The organism is Brevibacterium yomogidense, from assembly GCF_900163715.1.
Lineage (GTDB): Bacteria > Actinomycetota > Actinomycetes > Actinomycetales > Brevibacteriaceae > Brevibacterium > Brevibacterium yomogidense_A.
Map to the genome: position 1 here is coordinate 90,498 of NZ_FWFF01000001.1, position 13,033 is coordinate 103,530.

A 13,033-nucleotide genomic window follows, 5' to 3' on the forward strand; every position below is an offset into this window, starting at 1 on the left:
CAGTCCCACAGTGCGGTCCGTCACCTTCTCCGGGAGCCTCGGGCGGGTTACGATCCGTCGCATGTCAGACACGACCCCTTCCTCGACATCGACGGCCGACCAGGCGATGGAGAACCGCGTCCTCAAGAAGGTGACGTGGCGGCTCATCCCGTTCATCATCGCGATGTACTTCATCAACTACCTCGACCGGACGAACATCTCCATCGCCGGTCCGGGCGGGATGAACGAGGAGCTGGGGCTCACCGCGACGCAGTTCGGGTTCGCCGCGGGGATCTTCTTCTTCGGCTACCTCATGCTCGAGGTGCCGTCGAACCTGGCCCTCCACCGCTTCGGGGCGCGTATCTGGCTGGCGCGGATCCTCATCAGCTGGGGCCTGGTGGCCTCGGCGATGGCGTTCGTGACGAACGAGTACTGGCTGTACGCGCTGCGATTCCTCCTGGGCGTGGCGGAGGCAGGGTTCTTCCCCGGCATCGTCCTCTACCTCACGTACTGGTTCCCCAGCAGCCGGCGTGCGCGTGCGACCGCGCTCTTCATGCTGGCGATCCCGCTGTCCAACGTCATCGGCGCACCGCTTTCGTCGTGGCTGGTATCCCAGGGCGAGAACATCCTGGGCGGCTTCTCCGGGTGGCGCTTCATGTTCCTCGTCGAGGGCTTCCCCGCGGTGATCCTGGGGATCATGTGCCTCTTCTACCTCACGGACCGCCCCAAGGACGCGAAGTGGCTGGAGCCGGAGGAGCGCGACTGGCTGAGTGCCCGCATGGAGGCCGAGGAGTCCTCGACTGCGCACTCGTACCACTACCCCGTCCGGCGCGCGCTGCTGCAGCCGCGCGTCTGGGCGCTGAGCTTCGTGTACTTCGGCGCCGTGTACGGCCTGTATGCGCTCAGCTTCTTCCTGCCCACGATCATCGCGGGCTTCTCCGAGACCTTCGGCACCGACTTCTCGATCGTCGAGATCGGGTTCATCACGGCGATCCCCTACTCGTTCGGCGTGATCGCGATGCTGCTGTGGTCCCGCCACAGCGACAAGACAGGCGAGCGGGTGTGGCACGTGGCGCTGCCCCTCTTCGTGGGCGGCGCGGCGATCCCGGTCGCGCTCTACATGAGCTCGCCCTTCACGACGATGATCGCTGTGACGATCTGCTGCATGGCGATCTGCGCGACGCTTCCCTGCTTCTGGCCGCTGCCCCAGACGTTCCTCGCCGGAGCCGCCGCCGCGGCGGGCATCGCCCTGGTGAACTCGCTGGGCAACTCCGCCGGCTTCTTCGCCCCCTACATCACCGGCGGGCTCGCAGAGCTGACGGGGACGCAGAACGCGGGCCTGTGGGTCGTGGGGCTCACGATGATCGCCGCCGGCGTCGTCACGCTCGTGCTCAAGGCCGCACCGAAGCCGGATGCGGCGGACGCGGCGACGTCTGTGTGAGCTGATCCGCTTCCGGCCGACCGTCGCCGAGGTCCCGGTCTGAGTCATCGTGCTCCCGTGCCCCATACTGGGACCGGACATCGACGTCGACGCACAGGAGAGAATCGCAATGCGGAAGCTGGCACTGGTGGGACTGAGCACGGCGCTGGGCACGACACTCGGAGCAGCGGGTGTCCTCGCAGGGCAGCGCATCGGCTTCGTGCCCGTCCCTCCGACGCCCGGTGATCCGTGGGAGACGACACCGGCATCGGTCCCCGCCGCCGAACAGGCGCCGCAGGCAGGCCCCGTCCGCTACCTGTCCATCGGCGAGGTCGCCGAACTTCTCGGCATCACGAACGTGGAGCTGGAGAGGGACGCGGACCTGCCGGAGCCCGACGCGACCGTCGCGCGGACCCGCGGATGGCACGAGTCGACGATCGAGCGCTGGCTCGGCGAGCGCCTGGCACGTGGCGGGAGCGGCGCGGAGTCCTGACGCCGCGGTGAGTCGTGGCCGCGTGGAGACGATCTATTCCGGCCGGTGCGCGAGGCTCGCCTCCTCGAAGACCCGCTCTCCCAGCGGGCGGAAGTCCACGCTGTCGACCTCGTACCACTCGTCCAGGTCCTGCAGCTCCCCGCCGTCCTCATAGCCGAGCTCCTCGACGATCCCCGTCCACTTCTCCGCCGAACCTGTCAGCTGCTCCCGGATGTCCTCGTCGATCCTGCCGTCCTCGATCAGACCGTCGACCAGTTCTTCCTGCGTGCCCTCCATCGTCTCCTGGACCTCCGGGGCGATGGCGCTGAAGGATCCGTCCGCCGCCTTGACGTCCTTGACGGATTGGAGGCTCGAGTCCATCGTGCTTGCGAGCTGACCGTGGAACATGGTCACACCGGCGTCGAAGATGATCTGCTGGTACGCCAGCGGGAGCTCCTGGAACCGCGAACCTGCGACGTGCGCGGCGGTCGCCCCGCCCGTCATCCGCTCGCCCTCGAACAGAGAGACGTGCGGCGCGACCTCCAGCAGCCCCGTGGATCCAGCCACCTGGCCCTGCACGAAGGTGCAGTCGACCGTGTTCCGCTGCAGTGCTTCGAAGGTCTCGCCGTACTCCATGGACACGGGCGAGGCCCCGATGCTCTCTGCGATCGGCCCCTGCGCGGTGCCGCCGATGCGGATCTGCCGACCGTCCCAGTCCCCCGGTCCAGACGATTCTGCGTTGCACGCCATCCAGTAGTCCCCGGACGACAGGAGCGGTGACAGCGGCGTCAGGCCCTTCTCGTCGTACTGCTCGATCAGCTGCGGGTCGTTCCAGGCCGCCTCGCTCATCATCGCCTGGGAGATCGCCTCTCCCGTCAGCGGTGCAGCGCTCGAATACTGCGTGAGCTTGTTGTAGGCGTCGATCGCCGGATAGGCCGCTGGGTCATAGATCGGCACGTGGTACGAGATGTCGACCCGACCGTCTGCGAGGGCATCGTCGATCTCCGGGTACCCCGCGATCGCCTGTCCCCACACCGTGTCCAGGGTGATCTTCCCGCCGGACCGCTCTTCGATCGCCTCGGCGAAGGCATGGCCGGACACTGCCGACGGCGTGTCCGGCGAGGTTGCGCTCGGCTGATAGACGAGCGTGACGGGTTCGAGGTCGTCGATCACTGCATCGACATCCTGCTGCGATGCCCCGTAGCCGAACCCCTCGCCGCCCGCGGAGCCGTTCTCCGTGCCGACGGAGCCGGCGCAGCCGGTGAGGAGGAGCAGCGGGACGATTCCAGTCGTCGCGAGTACTGCAGGGAGCGGGCCGTGAGGAAGCATCTTTCTCCTTCGAAAGGGTGCTCATCATCTGTGCTGCGCCTGTCGACTATGACCGGTGCAGTCAGTTTATGAAATCGACGTCGGTTTCACATTTTATGCTATAGCCGAGCATCGGGTCGGACAAGGGCACGTCCGCATACCGGCCGATCAGACACATCCGCGCTGACCACAGCGCTGCGACGGACAGACCACACTGCTTCAGCGGGCAGACCACAGCGCTGCGACGTGCAGAGACGCGAAGAGGGGCACCGGATCCCGGTGCCCCTCTGCGGTCTCTGCGAGACCGGTCGCCTCACTCCCCGATCTTCACGACCGTCTTGCCGAAGTTCGTGCCCTCGAGCATGGCGTTGAACGCATCGAGCACGTTGTCGAAGCCGTCGACGACCTCTTCCTGGTACTTCACGTCGCCGGACTTCACCCACGCCGTCATGTCGCGCAGGAAGTCGTCGTGCATCGCCTCGACGAACTCCGACTGGATGAAGCCGCGGATCGTCAGCGACTTGGTCAGCGACATCCGCATGACCTTCTCCATCGACCCGGCCGGAGCGAATTCGGCCGTCCCGTTGTAGTTCGCGACCATGCCGCACACCGGGACGCGGCCGTAGAGGTTGAGGCGCGGGAGCACGGCCTGCCACACGGGTCCGCCCACGTTCTCGAAGTACACGTCGATCCCGTCCGGAGCCGCCGCCTTGAGCGCGCCCCGCAGATCGTCGCCGCGGTGATCGAGCGCCTCGTCGAAGCCGAACTCCTTCAGCAGCGCGACCTTCTTCTCGCCGCCTGCGATGCCGATCGCCTTCGCGCCCTTGATCTTCGCGATCTGCCCGACGGCCGACCCCACGGGCCCGGTCGCCGCGGCAACGGCTACGGTCTCGCCCTCCTGCGGCTTCCCGATCGCCAGCAGTCCTGCATACGCCGTGAAGCCGGGCATGCCCAGCACGCCCAGTGCGGTCGTCATCGGCACCTCGTCCGGGTTCAGCACCCGCAGCCCTGCCGCGTCCTCGACCGAGTACTCCGCCCAGCCGCCGTAGCCCAGGACCACGTCGCCCACGGCGACGGCGTCGGATTCGGTGGCGACGACCTCGGACACGGTGGCGCCCACCATGAGGCCGCCGATCTCGACCGGCGGCGCGTAGGACTTCGCATCGTCCATGCGGCCGCGCATGTACGGATCGAGCGACAGGTAGAGGGTGCGCAGGACGGCCTGGCCCTCGCGCGGTGTGGGGATGGGCTTCGAGACGATGTCGAAGTCGTCTGCGGTGGGAGCGCCCTGAGGGCGGGCGGCGAGGCGATAGCTGCGGTAGGTCTCAGTCATGTGATCCACACTACTAGGTTGGTGAGCATGCCCGCCCACCCCACGCTGCTGCTGACGGCCTTCGGCCCGTTCGGCGGCGACCCGTACAACCCCACCGAGCACGCGCTGGCGCCCGTCGCCGAGGCCGCTGCCGCCTCCGCGCACGTCGTCACCGAGGTGCTCCCGGTCGAGTTCGACGCCGCGAGCACGCGGATCCGTCACCTCGTGCGGACCCACAAACCGGATGTGGTCGTGAGTCTCGGGCTCGCTGCCGGGCGCACCGCCGTCACTCCCGAACGGGTGGCCATCAACCTCGCCGAGGCTCGCATCCCCGACGAATCCGGCGCTCGGCCCGTCGGCCTCCCCCTGCGAGACGCCGCACCGGCGGCGCACTTCTCGACTCTGCCGCTCACCGCGATGGTCGCAGCGATCGCGGACACCGAGGTGCCCGCGGCCCTGTCGTACTCCGCGGGCGCGTTCGTCTGCAACGCGGTGATGTTCGCCGGTCTCGATGAGATCGCCGCCCTCAGGGCGGAGGACCCGACCGCGCCCGAGGCCGTCGCCGGCTTCATCCACGTCCCGCAGGTGGAGGATGGCGGGATGACTCAGGCGGAGATCACACGCGGCGTCACCGCCGCTGTCGTCACCGCGGTCGAGCACCGGGGCGAGCCGCCCGTCCCCGCGGGGACGGGCGACGCGCGCACGAGCTCCGACACGACTGCGCCGGGGGTCGGCGCCACGGAGTAGTGGTTCTCCCTCGTAGCGGCCATCCCCCGGCGCAGTCGCACACGTACCGCCGCAGCCGTCAGGCGCGGTCCGGGTCCTGGCGATCCTGGTCCTGTTCCCGACGGTCCTGCTCCTGATCCTGCCGGTCGCGATCCTGGTCGCCGCGATCCCGGTCCTGACCATCTCGGTCCCGGTCATCCCGATCCTGGTCATCCCGGTCGCCGTCACCCCTGTCGCCGTCGCCGCCCGAGCCGTCACCCGGCTCCGCGCCGTCCCAGTCGTCGGAGCCGTAGTGCACGTCCACACTGCCGCTCTCCGAGGAGACCGTCACGGGGACGACGCCCTCGCCGGGAGCCGTCTGCTGCACGGCGACGTCGGTCCATCCGGACGACGAGCTCGCATTCACCGAGTAGCCCGCCACGTCCTGCGCGCTCAGGCGCTCCTCGCGCGGCAGTGCGACTGTCACCGCTCCGTTCCTCGCGTGTGCCTCGATGCCCTCCAGAGGCACCGCGGCTTCGCTGAATCCGAGGTCGATCGCACCCGTCGCGGTCTGCGCCGAGGCGGTTCCGTCCACAGCGAGCTCAGGTGCGTCGATGTAGCCGGTCGTCGTCTCGAGAGTCAGATCCGTCATCGTCCCGGACACGCTGAGGAGACCCGTCCTCGTCCGCGCATCGACCGTGTTCGCGTCGACGTCGATCTCCATCGCCCCTGCCTGCGATTCCACGTTCACGGCACCGAACTCACCGGCCAGTGCGACGAAGCCGAAGTCGCTCGTCACATCGAGGTCGATGGGGTTCTCCTGGCCGGCCGGCAGCTCGACCGTCAGTGTGTCGCCGGATCCGACGTTCGGAGCCCACCAGCGGAACTCGGGCTTCGTCTGCGGCAGGGCGACCGTGACGGTCGACCCGTCCGCGGAGATGTCAGGAGCAGTGACCTCTGCGGATGCGCCCTCGTACGAGTGCAGGACCCGCGGCGCATCGATGTCATCGCGCACCTCCACCTCCACGGATGCGCTGCTCACATCGATCGCGAGGGCTTCGAAGTCCGCCGGGAGCTCGTGCGTCGTCTCCTCATACGTCAGTGTCGACAGTCCGACTCCGGTGTAGGCGAGCGCGGAGACCGGAACCAGCAGTGCGAGGACTCCGACCACCGCGACTCCCACGCGCATGAGCGATCGCGGCGCGGTGCCGACAGTCAGCGGCCGGGACGGGCCGGCCGAATCGGAGGTCGGCGGCTTCGGCGGGGCCTGGTGCGTGGCTCCCGCCGCCGGCTGGGGTCCGTGGACATGCGGTCCCGGGGAGCTCGGTCCTGGTCCGTTCGGTCCGGGCTGAGGCTGGTACTGGCCCGCAGCGACGTGGTTCGGCTGTGGCTGTCCCTGGTAGTGACCCTGGTACGGGCCCTGGGCATACGGGCCGCCCTGGGGGTTCTGGGGGTTCTGATTGAACTGAGGGTCCGGAGTATTCGGGGTGCTCATGATGTTTCCTCATGGTCATCGCAGCGTGCGCGTTGTGCGCGAATGCCGCGGAGGGTCTGCTGTGTCGTGGGGCGCATACCGGTGTCGGATGCGCCGGTGCGGTGGTGCGGAGCGCTCATGCTGCTCACGCGTCCAGGAAACGCAGGACGGCGAGGACGCGGCGGTTCTCGGCTGTGTCTGCGGAGAGGCCGAACTTCGTGAAGATCGAGCTGATGTGCTTCTCCACGGCTCCGGCGGACAGGTACATCGTCGAGGCGATGGCGGAGTTCGACTTGCCCGATGCCATGTGCTCGAGCACTTCGCGCTCCCGCCCGCTGAGGCCGGCCAGTCCATCCTGCTTCCGCGAGCGGACGAGGATCTGGGAGACGACCTCGGGATCGAGGACGGTGCCGCCGGCGGCCACTTCTTCAACTGCGTCGAGGAAGTCGCCGACGTCTGCGACGCGGTCCTTCAGGAGGTAGCCGAAGCTGGCTCCTCCGCCGGCGATCAGCTCGCTCGCGTAGCGCTCCTCGACGTACTGGCTGAGCACCAGCACTCCCACGTCGGGGTTCTGCTCCCGGATGAGCGTGGCGGCCCGGATGCCCTCGTCCGTGAACGTCGGAGGCATCCGCACGTCCACGACGGCGAGGTCGGGGTTGAGAGCGGCGACCGAGCTCAGCAGGCCGCTGGCCTCTGCCACCGCACCGACGACCTCGTGCCCGGAGTCGGTCAGCAGTCGGGAGATGCCCTCCCGGAGCAGGACGTTGTCTTCAGCGATCACGATGCGCATGGCACCTCCGCAACGATAGTGGTCGGACCGCCGATGGGGCTGGTGACCGTGAGTGTTCCCTTGGCTGATGCGATGCGGTCGGCCAGGCCGGCGAGCCCGGTCGAGGTGCCGCTGCGGTCGATGCGCGCTCCGCCTGTGCCGTCGTCGACCACGACGATCTGCAGGCGGCCCGGCTCCGAGCTGCGCACGGACACCCGAGCGCTGCGTGCCTGTGCGTGCTTGGCGATGTTCGTCAGCGATTCCGCGACGACGAAGTACGAGACGCTCTCCGCTTCCTTGTTCACGTCAGCGGGCACCTGCACGTCGACCGCGACGGGCACGGACGACCGTGCGGCGAGCGCACTGACCGCGGCGTCCAGGCCGCGGTCCTCGAGCACTGCCGGGTGGATCCCGCGTGCCAGCTGGCGCAGCTCCGTGATCGCGTCCTTCGAGTCCTGGTGGGCCTCGGCGACGAGTTCCTTGCCGCCCTCCGGGTCCGTGTCGAGCTTCCTCCGCGCCATCCCCAGCTTCATGCTGAGCGCGACGAGCATCGGCTGGACGCCGTCGTGCAGGTCGCGCTCGATCCGCAGCCGCTCCGTCGTCGCCGCGTCGACCGCCCCGCTGCGTGCGGTCTCGAGGACTCCCACCTCACGGGTGAGCGTGTCGCGCTCGGCTCGCAGTGCGGCGGCCCGCGTGGGCGGCAGCAGGCTGCGGTCCAGCAGTCGGTCCAGGACGGGCGACAGGCCGAGGATCACCAGGGCGACGACCGCGGCCGCGGCGCCGGCGATGGCGCTTCCGACACGGCCGCCCGTCGACGCCTCGGCGGAAATGAGGCTGTCGACGACCGCGGGGTTGACGGCGGAGGTGAGGGCGAACGTCGCGAAGGTCAGACCCGCCAGCAGGAGGATCCCGATGACCCCGCCGTAAAGGGTCTTCACGAGATGGTGCGCGGTCGACCTCCAGAATCCCTGCGACGTGAGGATGAGCCACTGCTGATGCAGCCAGCCCGGGAAGCCGGTGCGGCGGGTCCTCCGCGCGGCCGGAACGAGGTTCTGCTCGCCGTAGACCGCCTCCGATCGCACGCGCTCGAGGTGATTGACCCCGCGCTGCAGGAAGAACCACGCGGCGAGCGCGAAGATGCCCGCGCCCAGGGCGAAGATCCCGCCCACGCCGGTGAAGAAGAGGGCGATGGGGATCCAGAGCCACACGACGGTGAGCACCGCGGAGACCAGGACATTGAGCACCCCCATGACCCAGGGCATGCGCTGGGGCTCGAAGAGGCGGACGCTGTCTGCCGCGTCCGGGCCGTGGGTCCGGGGCGCCGTCTGCGCGGGGCTCACAGCCTGGTTCGGCTGCGCGGTGCCGGCGTGCTCCGGCACTTCCATCACAGCCGTCGGGGCGGGGATGGGTGTGGTCGTGGTCGCTGCGGGAGTGGCCGCTGCGGGAGTGGTCGCTGCGGGAGTGGTCGCTGCGGGAGTGGTCGGACTGTCGTCGTCGGGCCGCGGTGGCAGCGGCCTCGTGGTCTGCTCGTCGTTCATGTCATCCACTCTCCGCCCCACGGCTGATCCGAGCCACGGGGTCAACAGCAGAGCTCGGTAGGGAAAACCCTAGTCGTCCCGCATGAGGACCCCACCTCACTACGATGGGGGACAGAACCGATGCGGTCTCCGGCTGCGGCCGCGTTCCCGCCATCGGACCGCAGAACCCCCATCCAGGGAGCCCCCTCGCATGACCCAATCCATGCAGTTCCTTCCGCCGCGGCGCTCCAGGCAGCGCACCCGCGTGCTGCTCACCGCCGCGGTGATCCTGGGCATCCTGAACTCGATCGCCTATCACTCCGCTGCGCTCGGGGGCTGGATCCCGCACCTGCACGTGACCGATCGACAGCTGGTGGGAGTGCTGCTGGGCTCGGACCTGATCCTGGGGCTGCTGGCCCTGTCCCTCGTGCCCGCGGCGATCGCACACGACACGGAGGAGCTCGAGGAGGACTCCTACATCGGGCCGCCGTCGGCACTCGTCGGAGGACTCGTCGTGATCACGGTGTGGCAGATCGCTCCCTTGGCGATGGCTGCCGGAGCGGTCGTCATCATCTCCATCTCCTCGCGCGTCTCCGCGTCGTGGACCGTCCCTGCGATCTGCGCGTCGATCCTGTCCGCGCTCATCTCCCAACTGGCGTTCCAGCCGCAGCAGACGGAGATCAGCTGGGGGGCGATCGGGGCGACCACGATCATCACCCTGGTCCTCGTCGCCCTGGGAACGGTCCGCGGGAAGCACCTCCGCTCCCTGCGAAGGCCGCCCGACGGTTCCGCGGGCTAAGGGGCGAGCGCGGCGAGCGGGGCGACCACGGAGAGCACGGCGGGCGCGGCGACAAGTTCCCGCTCGGCTCGCTGACCTGGAGCGGGGCGCCCGGCCTCGCTAGATCGAATGAACGTTCTGTGGTTGGCTGAAGTCACGCACCCGGCGACGAAGCGGGGTGACCGATTCTTCAGGAGGAACCCCATGAAGGTGTTCGAAGTCGCGTCAGCAGGAGCCCCCGCGCAGGAAGCGGACAGGCCCACTCCGGATCTCACCGGCAAGGAGGTGCTGGTCCGGATCACGAACTCGGGTGTGTGTCATTCCGACGTCCACTGCGCGGAGGGCTTCTTCGACATGGGCGACGCCGGCAAGATGCCGGTCGAGTCGATGGGGATGTCATTCCCGCTGGTGCTCGGCCACGAGATCGTCGGTGAGGTCACCGCTGTCGGTCCCGATGCGAGCCTCACCCCGGGCACGGAGAAGTTCATCGTGTTCCCCTGGATCGGCTGCGGAGAGTGCGGCGCATGCAGCGAGGACCGCGAGAACTACTGCACCGGTGCGCGCAGGAACCTGTCCCTCCAGCACGATGGGGGCTTCGCCCGCGAGGTGTGGGTCCCCGACGAGCGCTACCTCATCCCGGTCGGCGATCTCGATCCCAGCTGGGCTGCGACGCTCGCCTGCTCCGGCCTCACCGGCTACGCCGCAGTGTCGAAGGCCCTCACGACCGAGGTCGACCGCCCGATCGCCGTCATCGGCACCGGCGGCGTGGGACTGAGTGCCGTCGTGCTCCTCAAGGCGCGTGGACACAAGAACGTCATCGCGGCGGACGTCTCCGAGGACTCGCTGAAGAATGCGGAGGCCGCCGGTGCGACCGCGACGGTCCTCACCACGGGAGAGAACCCCGTCAAGGACATCATCAATGCGGGCGGTGGGAAGCTCGCCGCCGTCATCGACTTCGTCAACAACACGGTGACATCCTCCATCGCGCTGGGCACGCTGGGGACCGGCGGGAAGCTGGTGAGCGTCGGTCTGTTCGGCGGCCAGCTCGCGTTCCCCACGACCGTCGTGGCGCTGCAGCAGCTGAAGATCGAGGGCAACTTCGTGGGCAATCTGCCCGAACTGCGCGAGCTCATCGAGCTGGCGAAGTCGACGCAGCTGCCCCAGCTGCCCATCACGGAGAAGCCGCTCGAGGCCGCAGAGGTGAGCGCCGCGCTGACCGCGATCACCGAGGGCACGATCTCCGGCCGGACAGTGCTCGTCGCGGACTGACAGTGCCCGCGAGTGAGTGCAATCCGGCCCCCGAAAGCATTTTCGGGGGCCGGATTGCACTCACTCGATCGGACGACAGGCGTCCGTGAGGCGTCTACCTCAGGCGGACACCGTCTGCTCGAGGTTCGCGCGCACCAGAGCGAAGCCCTCTGCCCACGCGACCAGGTCCTCGACCATGGGAGCGAACGTCTGCGCGGAGACCTCCTCCGGAGCGAACGAACCGTCCTGGAAGTCGGTGAAGACCGAGAACGACGCGGTGCCGCGCACCGTCGCCGCGCGGAAGTTCGCGAAGACCAGTCGCCACGCCTCCACCGCGCGCACGCCCTTGTCCGCTCCGTAGCTCACGAAGGCGACGGGCTTGTGGGCGAACTCCTGGCCGACGAAGTCGATCGCGTTCTTGAGTGGGCCGGGCACCGAGTGGTTGTACTCGGGCGTCACGACGATGTAGGCGTCGAACGGGCTGAGTGCCGCCGCCCAGGCCTTCGTGTGCTCGTTCTCGTACATGGCGGCTCCACCGGGGATCGCCTCGTCGAGGATCGGCAGGTCGTACGCACCGAAGTGCAGGACCTCGAAGTCGAGTCCGCGCTCGGTCAGCTGCGTCGAGACCCAGTCGACGACCTGCGGGTTGAGTGCTCCGGGACGGCTGCTGCCTGCGATGACTCCGATGCGCATGTGTGCTCCTCCTCGTGCCCGCGCGACGCGGGACAATGTAGTTGAGTTTCCAACTACACGATACGTCCATCACGAGACGCCGTCAGCGTGAGAACCCCCACCTCACGAGGGGGAATACACCTCAGATGCGACCGGTCTTCAGAATGTCGAGCGCGTATGACGCGAGGGATTCGACGCTCGCCCCCGCCTCCTCGGGATCCACGTCGATGTCGCCCATCTTCCCCTGCTTCAGCCGCGTGTAGACCCCTTCGCGGATGCACGCGAGCTTCCAGGCGGCGAACGCCGAGTAGTACGGCACGTTCGAGGTGTCGCGCCCCGTGAGCGTCGAGTAATGCGCCGACAGCTCCTCCGCGGTCGGCGACCCCTCCTCCACTCCGGGAGTCCAGATGCCGGTGAGCGAGTCGTCCACGAACATCATGGCCATCAGGTATCCCAGGTCCGTGACGACGTCGCCGATCGACGACAGCTCCCAATCGACGATCGCCTGCACATCGCCCGTGGACCGGTCGAAGAGCATGTTGTTCGGCTTCACGTCCCCGTGGACCATGCCGGTGGTGGTCTCCGGCGGGATGTCTTTCGACAGCGCCGCCTGGACCTCGCCGATGATCGGCAGGTCGCGGGTCGTGATCGCCTCGTACTGGCCCAGCCACCGCCGCAGCTGGCGCTCCACGAAGCCGCCGGGACGGCGCAGGTCCCCCAGTCCGATCGCATCGACGTCGACTGCGTGCACCTTCGACAGCGCACTGACCATGTCCAGCATCGACTCGCGGACCGACCCGCTCTCCGGGATGAGCTCGAGGTCCTCCGGCGCGTGGATCGTGAACCCCGGGCAGTGGTCCTGGAAGACGAACGGCACCTCGAGCACGTCCGGATCATCGACGATCTCCAGGACGTTCGGCACCGGCACGGGGGTGGGCCCCATGGCGGCCATGATCCGACCCTCGCGCTGGACGTCATGCGCGCTGCCGCCCGTGTGGCCGAGCGGCGGACGCCGCAGCACCCACCGGGGCGCGCCGTAGTACGTCACGGTGAATGTGAGGTTCGAGCGCCCCACGGAGAGCACCTGGAATCCGACGGCATCGGCGTCGACGCCCTGCTGCTGCGCGATCCATGCGCGGACGCGCGGGCCGTCGATTCCTCGCGGATCAGCGGTGCTCTGCTCTGGGCCGGACTGCACTGAGCTGGACTGCTCCGGGCTGGACTGTTCTGCGGTCATCGCCGTCGGTCTCCTCACTGAAGGGGCATCGCACCCGCGGACCCCATGGCGTCCTCGCCACACGCACGTCCGCGCCTGCACATCGCGCACGCGGGCACGCGTTGTCGGAACGTCTCACCACTCAAACTGATCAAACGTTCGG

General features: G+C 68.5%; 12 protein-coding genes. 5 read left to right on the top strand and 7 right to left on the bottom strand.

Translation table 11 applies throughout. From position 1 onward, the window contains the following. Nucleotides 1–61: 61 nt before the first annotated feature. Together FM105_RS00365 and FM105_RS14755 are read left to right on the top strand one after the other, a co-directional pair. A complete protein-coding gene (locus FM105_RS00365) occupies nt 62–1,420 on the top strand; it encodes an MFS transporter (RefSeq protein WP_256970114.1) in 1,359 nt (452 codons plus the stop codon). Between the two features lie 109 nt (nt 1,421–1,529). Next, on the top strand, nt 1,530–1,892 hold the full coding sequence (locus tag FM105_RS14755; RefSeq protein ID WP_087003026.1) for a helix-turn-helix transcriptional regulator: 363 nt from the start codon (nt 1,530–1,532) through the stop codon (nt 1,890–1,892). A 33-nt stretch (nt 1,893–1,925) separates the two neighbouring features. Here FM105_RS14755 and FM105_RS00375 read toward each other — a convergent pair whose 3' ends face one another. After that, nucleotides 1,926–3,200 carry a hypothetical protein gene (locus FM105_RS00375; protein ID WP_087003028.1) on the bottom strand — a complete coding sequence of 425 codons (1,275 nt, stop codon included), beginning with the start codon at nt 3,198–3,200 and terminating at the stop codon, nt 1,926–1,928. A gap of 292 nt (nt 3,201–3,492) precedes the next feature. Further along, on the bottom strand, nt 3,493–4,512 hold the full coding sequence (locus tag FM105_RS00380; RefSeq protein WP_087003031.1) for an NADP-dependent oxidoreductase: 1,020 nt from the start codon (nt 4,510–4,512) through the stop codon (nt 3,493–3,495). A 27-nt stretch (nt 4,513–4,539) separates the two neighbouring features. Between FM105_RS00380 and FM105_RS00385 the strand changes: the two genes are divergently transcribed. Continuing rightward, nucleotides 4,540–5,238 (top strand): pyroglutamyl-peptidase I family protein, encoded by a 699-nt coding sequence (locus FM105_RS00385; protein WP_087003034.1) that lies wholly within the window; start codon nt 4,540–4,542, stop codon nt 5,236–5,238. A 58-nt stretch (nt 5,239–5,296) separates the two neighbouring features. Here the strand turns inward: FM105_RS00385 and FM105_RS00390 are convergent, their stop codons facing one another. The 3 genes from FM105_RS00390 to FM105_RS00400 form a co-directional block, all read right to left on the bottom strand. Beyond that, nucleotides 5,297–6,691, bottom strand: a complete 1,395-nt coding sequence (locus FM105_RS00390) for a DUF4097 family beta strand repeat-containing protein (protein ID WP_087003037.1) — start codon at nt 6,689–6,691, stop codon at nt 5,297–5,299. 124 nt (nt 6,692–6,815) lie between these two features. After that, a complete protein-coding gene (locus FM105_RS00395) occupies nt 6,816–7,460 on the bottom strand; it encodes a response regulator transcription factor (protein WP_087003040.1) in 645 nt (214 codons plus the stop codon). Next, the gene (locus FM105_RS00400) at nt 7,448–8,977 is read right to left on the bottom strand and encodes a sensor histidine kinase (protein ID WP_179206995.1); all 1,530 of its coding nucleotides are present in this window, start codon (nt 8,975–8,977) and stop codon (nt 7,448–7,450) included. The genes FM105_RS00395 and FM105_RS00400 overlap by 13 nt, the downstream gene beginning before the upstream one ends. A 190-nt stretch (nt 8,978–9,167) precedes the next feature. Here FM105_RS00400 and FM105_RS00405 point away from each other — a divergent pair, with 190 nt between their 5' ends. Together FM105_RS00405 and FM105_RS00410 are read left to right on the top strand one after the other, a co-directional pair. Further along, entirely contained in the window at nt 9,168–9,755 is a 588-nt protein-coding gene (locus tag FM105_RS00405; RefSeq protein WP_101601640.1) for a hypothetical protein, read from the top strand. 183 nt (nt 9,756–9,938) lie between these two features. Further along, complete coding sequence (locus FM105_RS00410) at nt 9,939–11,003, top strand: alcohol dehydrogenase (RefSeq protein ID WP_087003048.1); 1,065 nt, start codon at nt 9,939–9,941, stop codon at nt 11,001–11,003. Between the two features lie 99 nt (nt 11,004–11,102). On the opposite strand, the gene FM105_RS00415 is transcribed toward FM105_RS00410, so the two are convergent. Then, a complete protein-coding gene (locus FM105_RS00415) occupies nt 11,103–11,675 on the bottom strand; it encodes an NADPH-dependent FMN reductase (RefSeq protein WP_087003051.1) in 573 nt (190 codons plus the stop codon). Nucleotides 11,676–11,796: 121 nt separating this feature from the next. Next, nucleotides 11,797–12,891 (bottom strand): phosphotransferase family protein, encoded by a 1,095-nt coding sequence (locus FM105_RS00420; protein ID WP_087003054.1) that lies wholly within the window; start codon nt 12,889–12,891, stop codon nt 11,797–11,799. Between the last annotated feature and the right edge of the window lie 142 nt (nt 12,892–13,033).

Coding starts and splice junctions, on each gene's coding strand:
- FM105_RS00405 (WP_101601640.1), top strand. CDS start 9,168: ATGACCCAATCCATGCAGTTCCTTCCGCCGCGGCGCTCCAGGCAGCGC.
- FM105_RS00375 (WP_087003028.1), bottom strand. CDS start 3,200: ATGCTTCCTCACGGCCCGCTCCCTGCAGTACTCGCGACGACTGGAATC.
- FM105_RS00390 (WP_087003037.1), bottom strand. CDS start 6,691: ATGAGCACCCCGAATACTCCGGACCCTCAGTTCAATCAGAACCCCCAG.
- FM105_RS00420 (WP_087003054.1), bottom strand. CDS start 12,891: ATGACCGCAGAACAGTCCAGCCCGGAGCAGTCCAGCTCAGTGCAGTCC.
- FM105_RS00380 (WP_087003031.1), bottom strand. CDS start 4,512: ATGACTGAGACCTACCGCAGCTATCGCCTCGCCGCCCGCCCTCAGGGC.
- FM105_RS00365 (WP_256970114.1), top strand. CDS start 62: ATGTCAGACACGACCCCTTCCTCGACATCGACGGCCGACCAGGCGATG.
- FM105_RS00385 (WP_087003034.1), top strand. CDS start 4,540: ATGCCCGCCCACCCCACGCTGCTGCTGACGGCCTTCGGCCCGTTCGGC.
- FM105_RS00415 (WP_087003051.1), bottom strand. CDS start 11,675: ATGCGCATCGGAGTCATCGCAGGCAGCAGCCGTCCCGGAGCACTCAAC.
- FM105_RS00395 (WP_087003040.1), bottom strand. CDS start 7,460: ATGCGCATCGTGATCGCTGAAGACAACGTCCTGCTCCGGGAGGGCATC.
- FM105_RS14755 (WP_087003026.1), top strand. CDS start 1,530: ATGCGGAAGCTGGCACTGGTGGGACTGAGCACGGCGCTGGGCACGACA.
- FM105_RS00400 (WP_179206995.1), bottom strand. CDS start 8,977: ATGAACGACGAGCAGACCACGAGGCCGCTGCCACCGCGGCCCGACGAC.
- FM105_RS00410 (WP_087003048.1), top strand. CDS start 9,939: ATGAAGGTGTTCGAAGTCGCGTCAGCAGGAGCCCCCGCGCAGGAAGCG.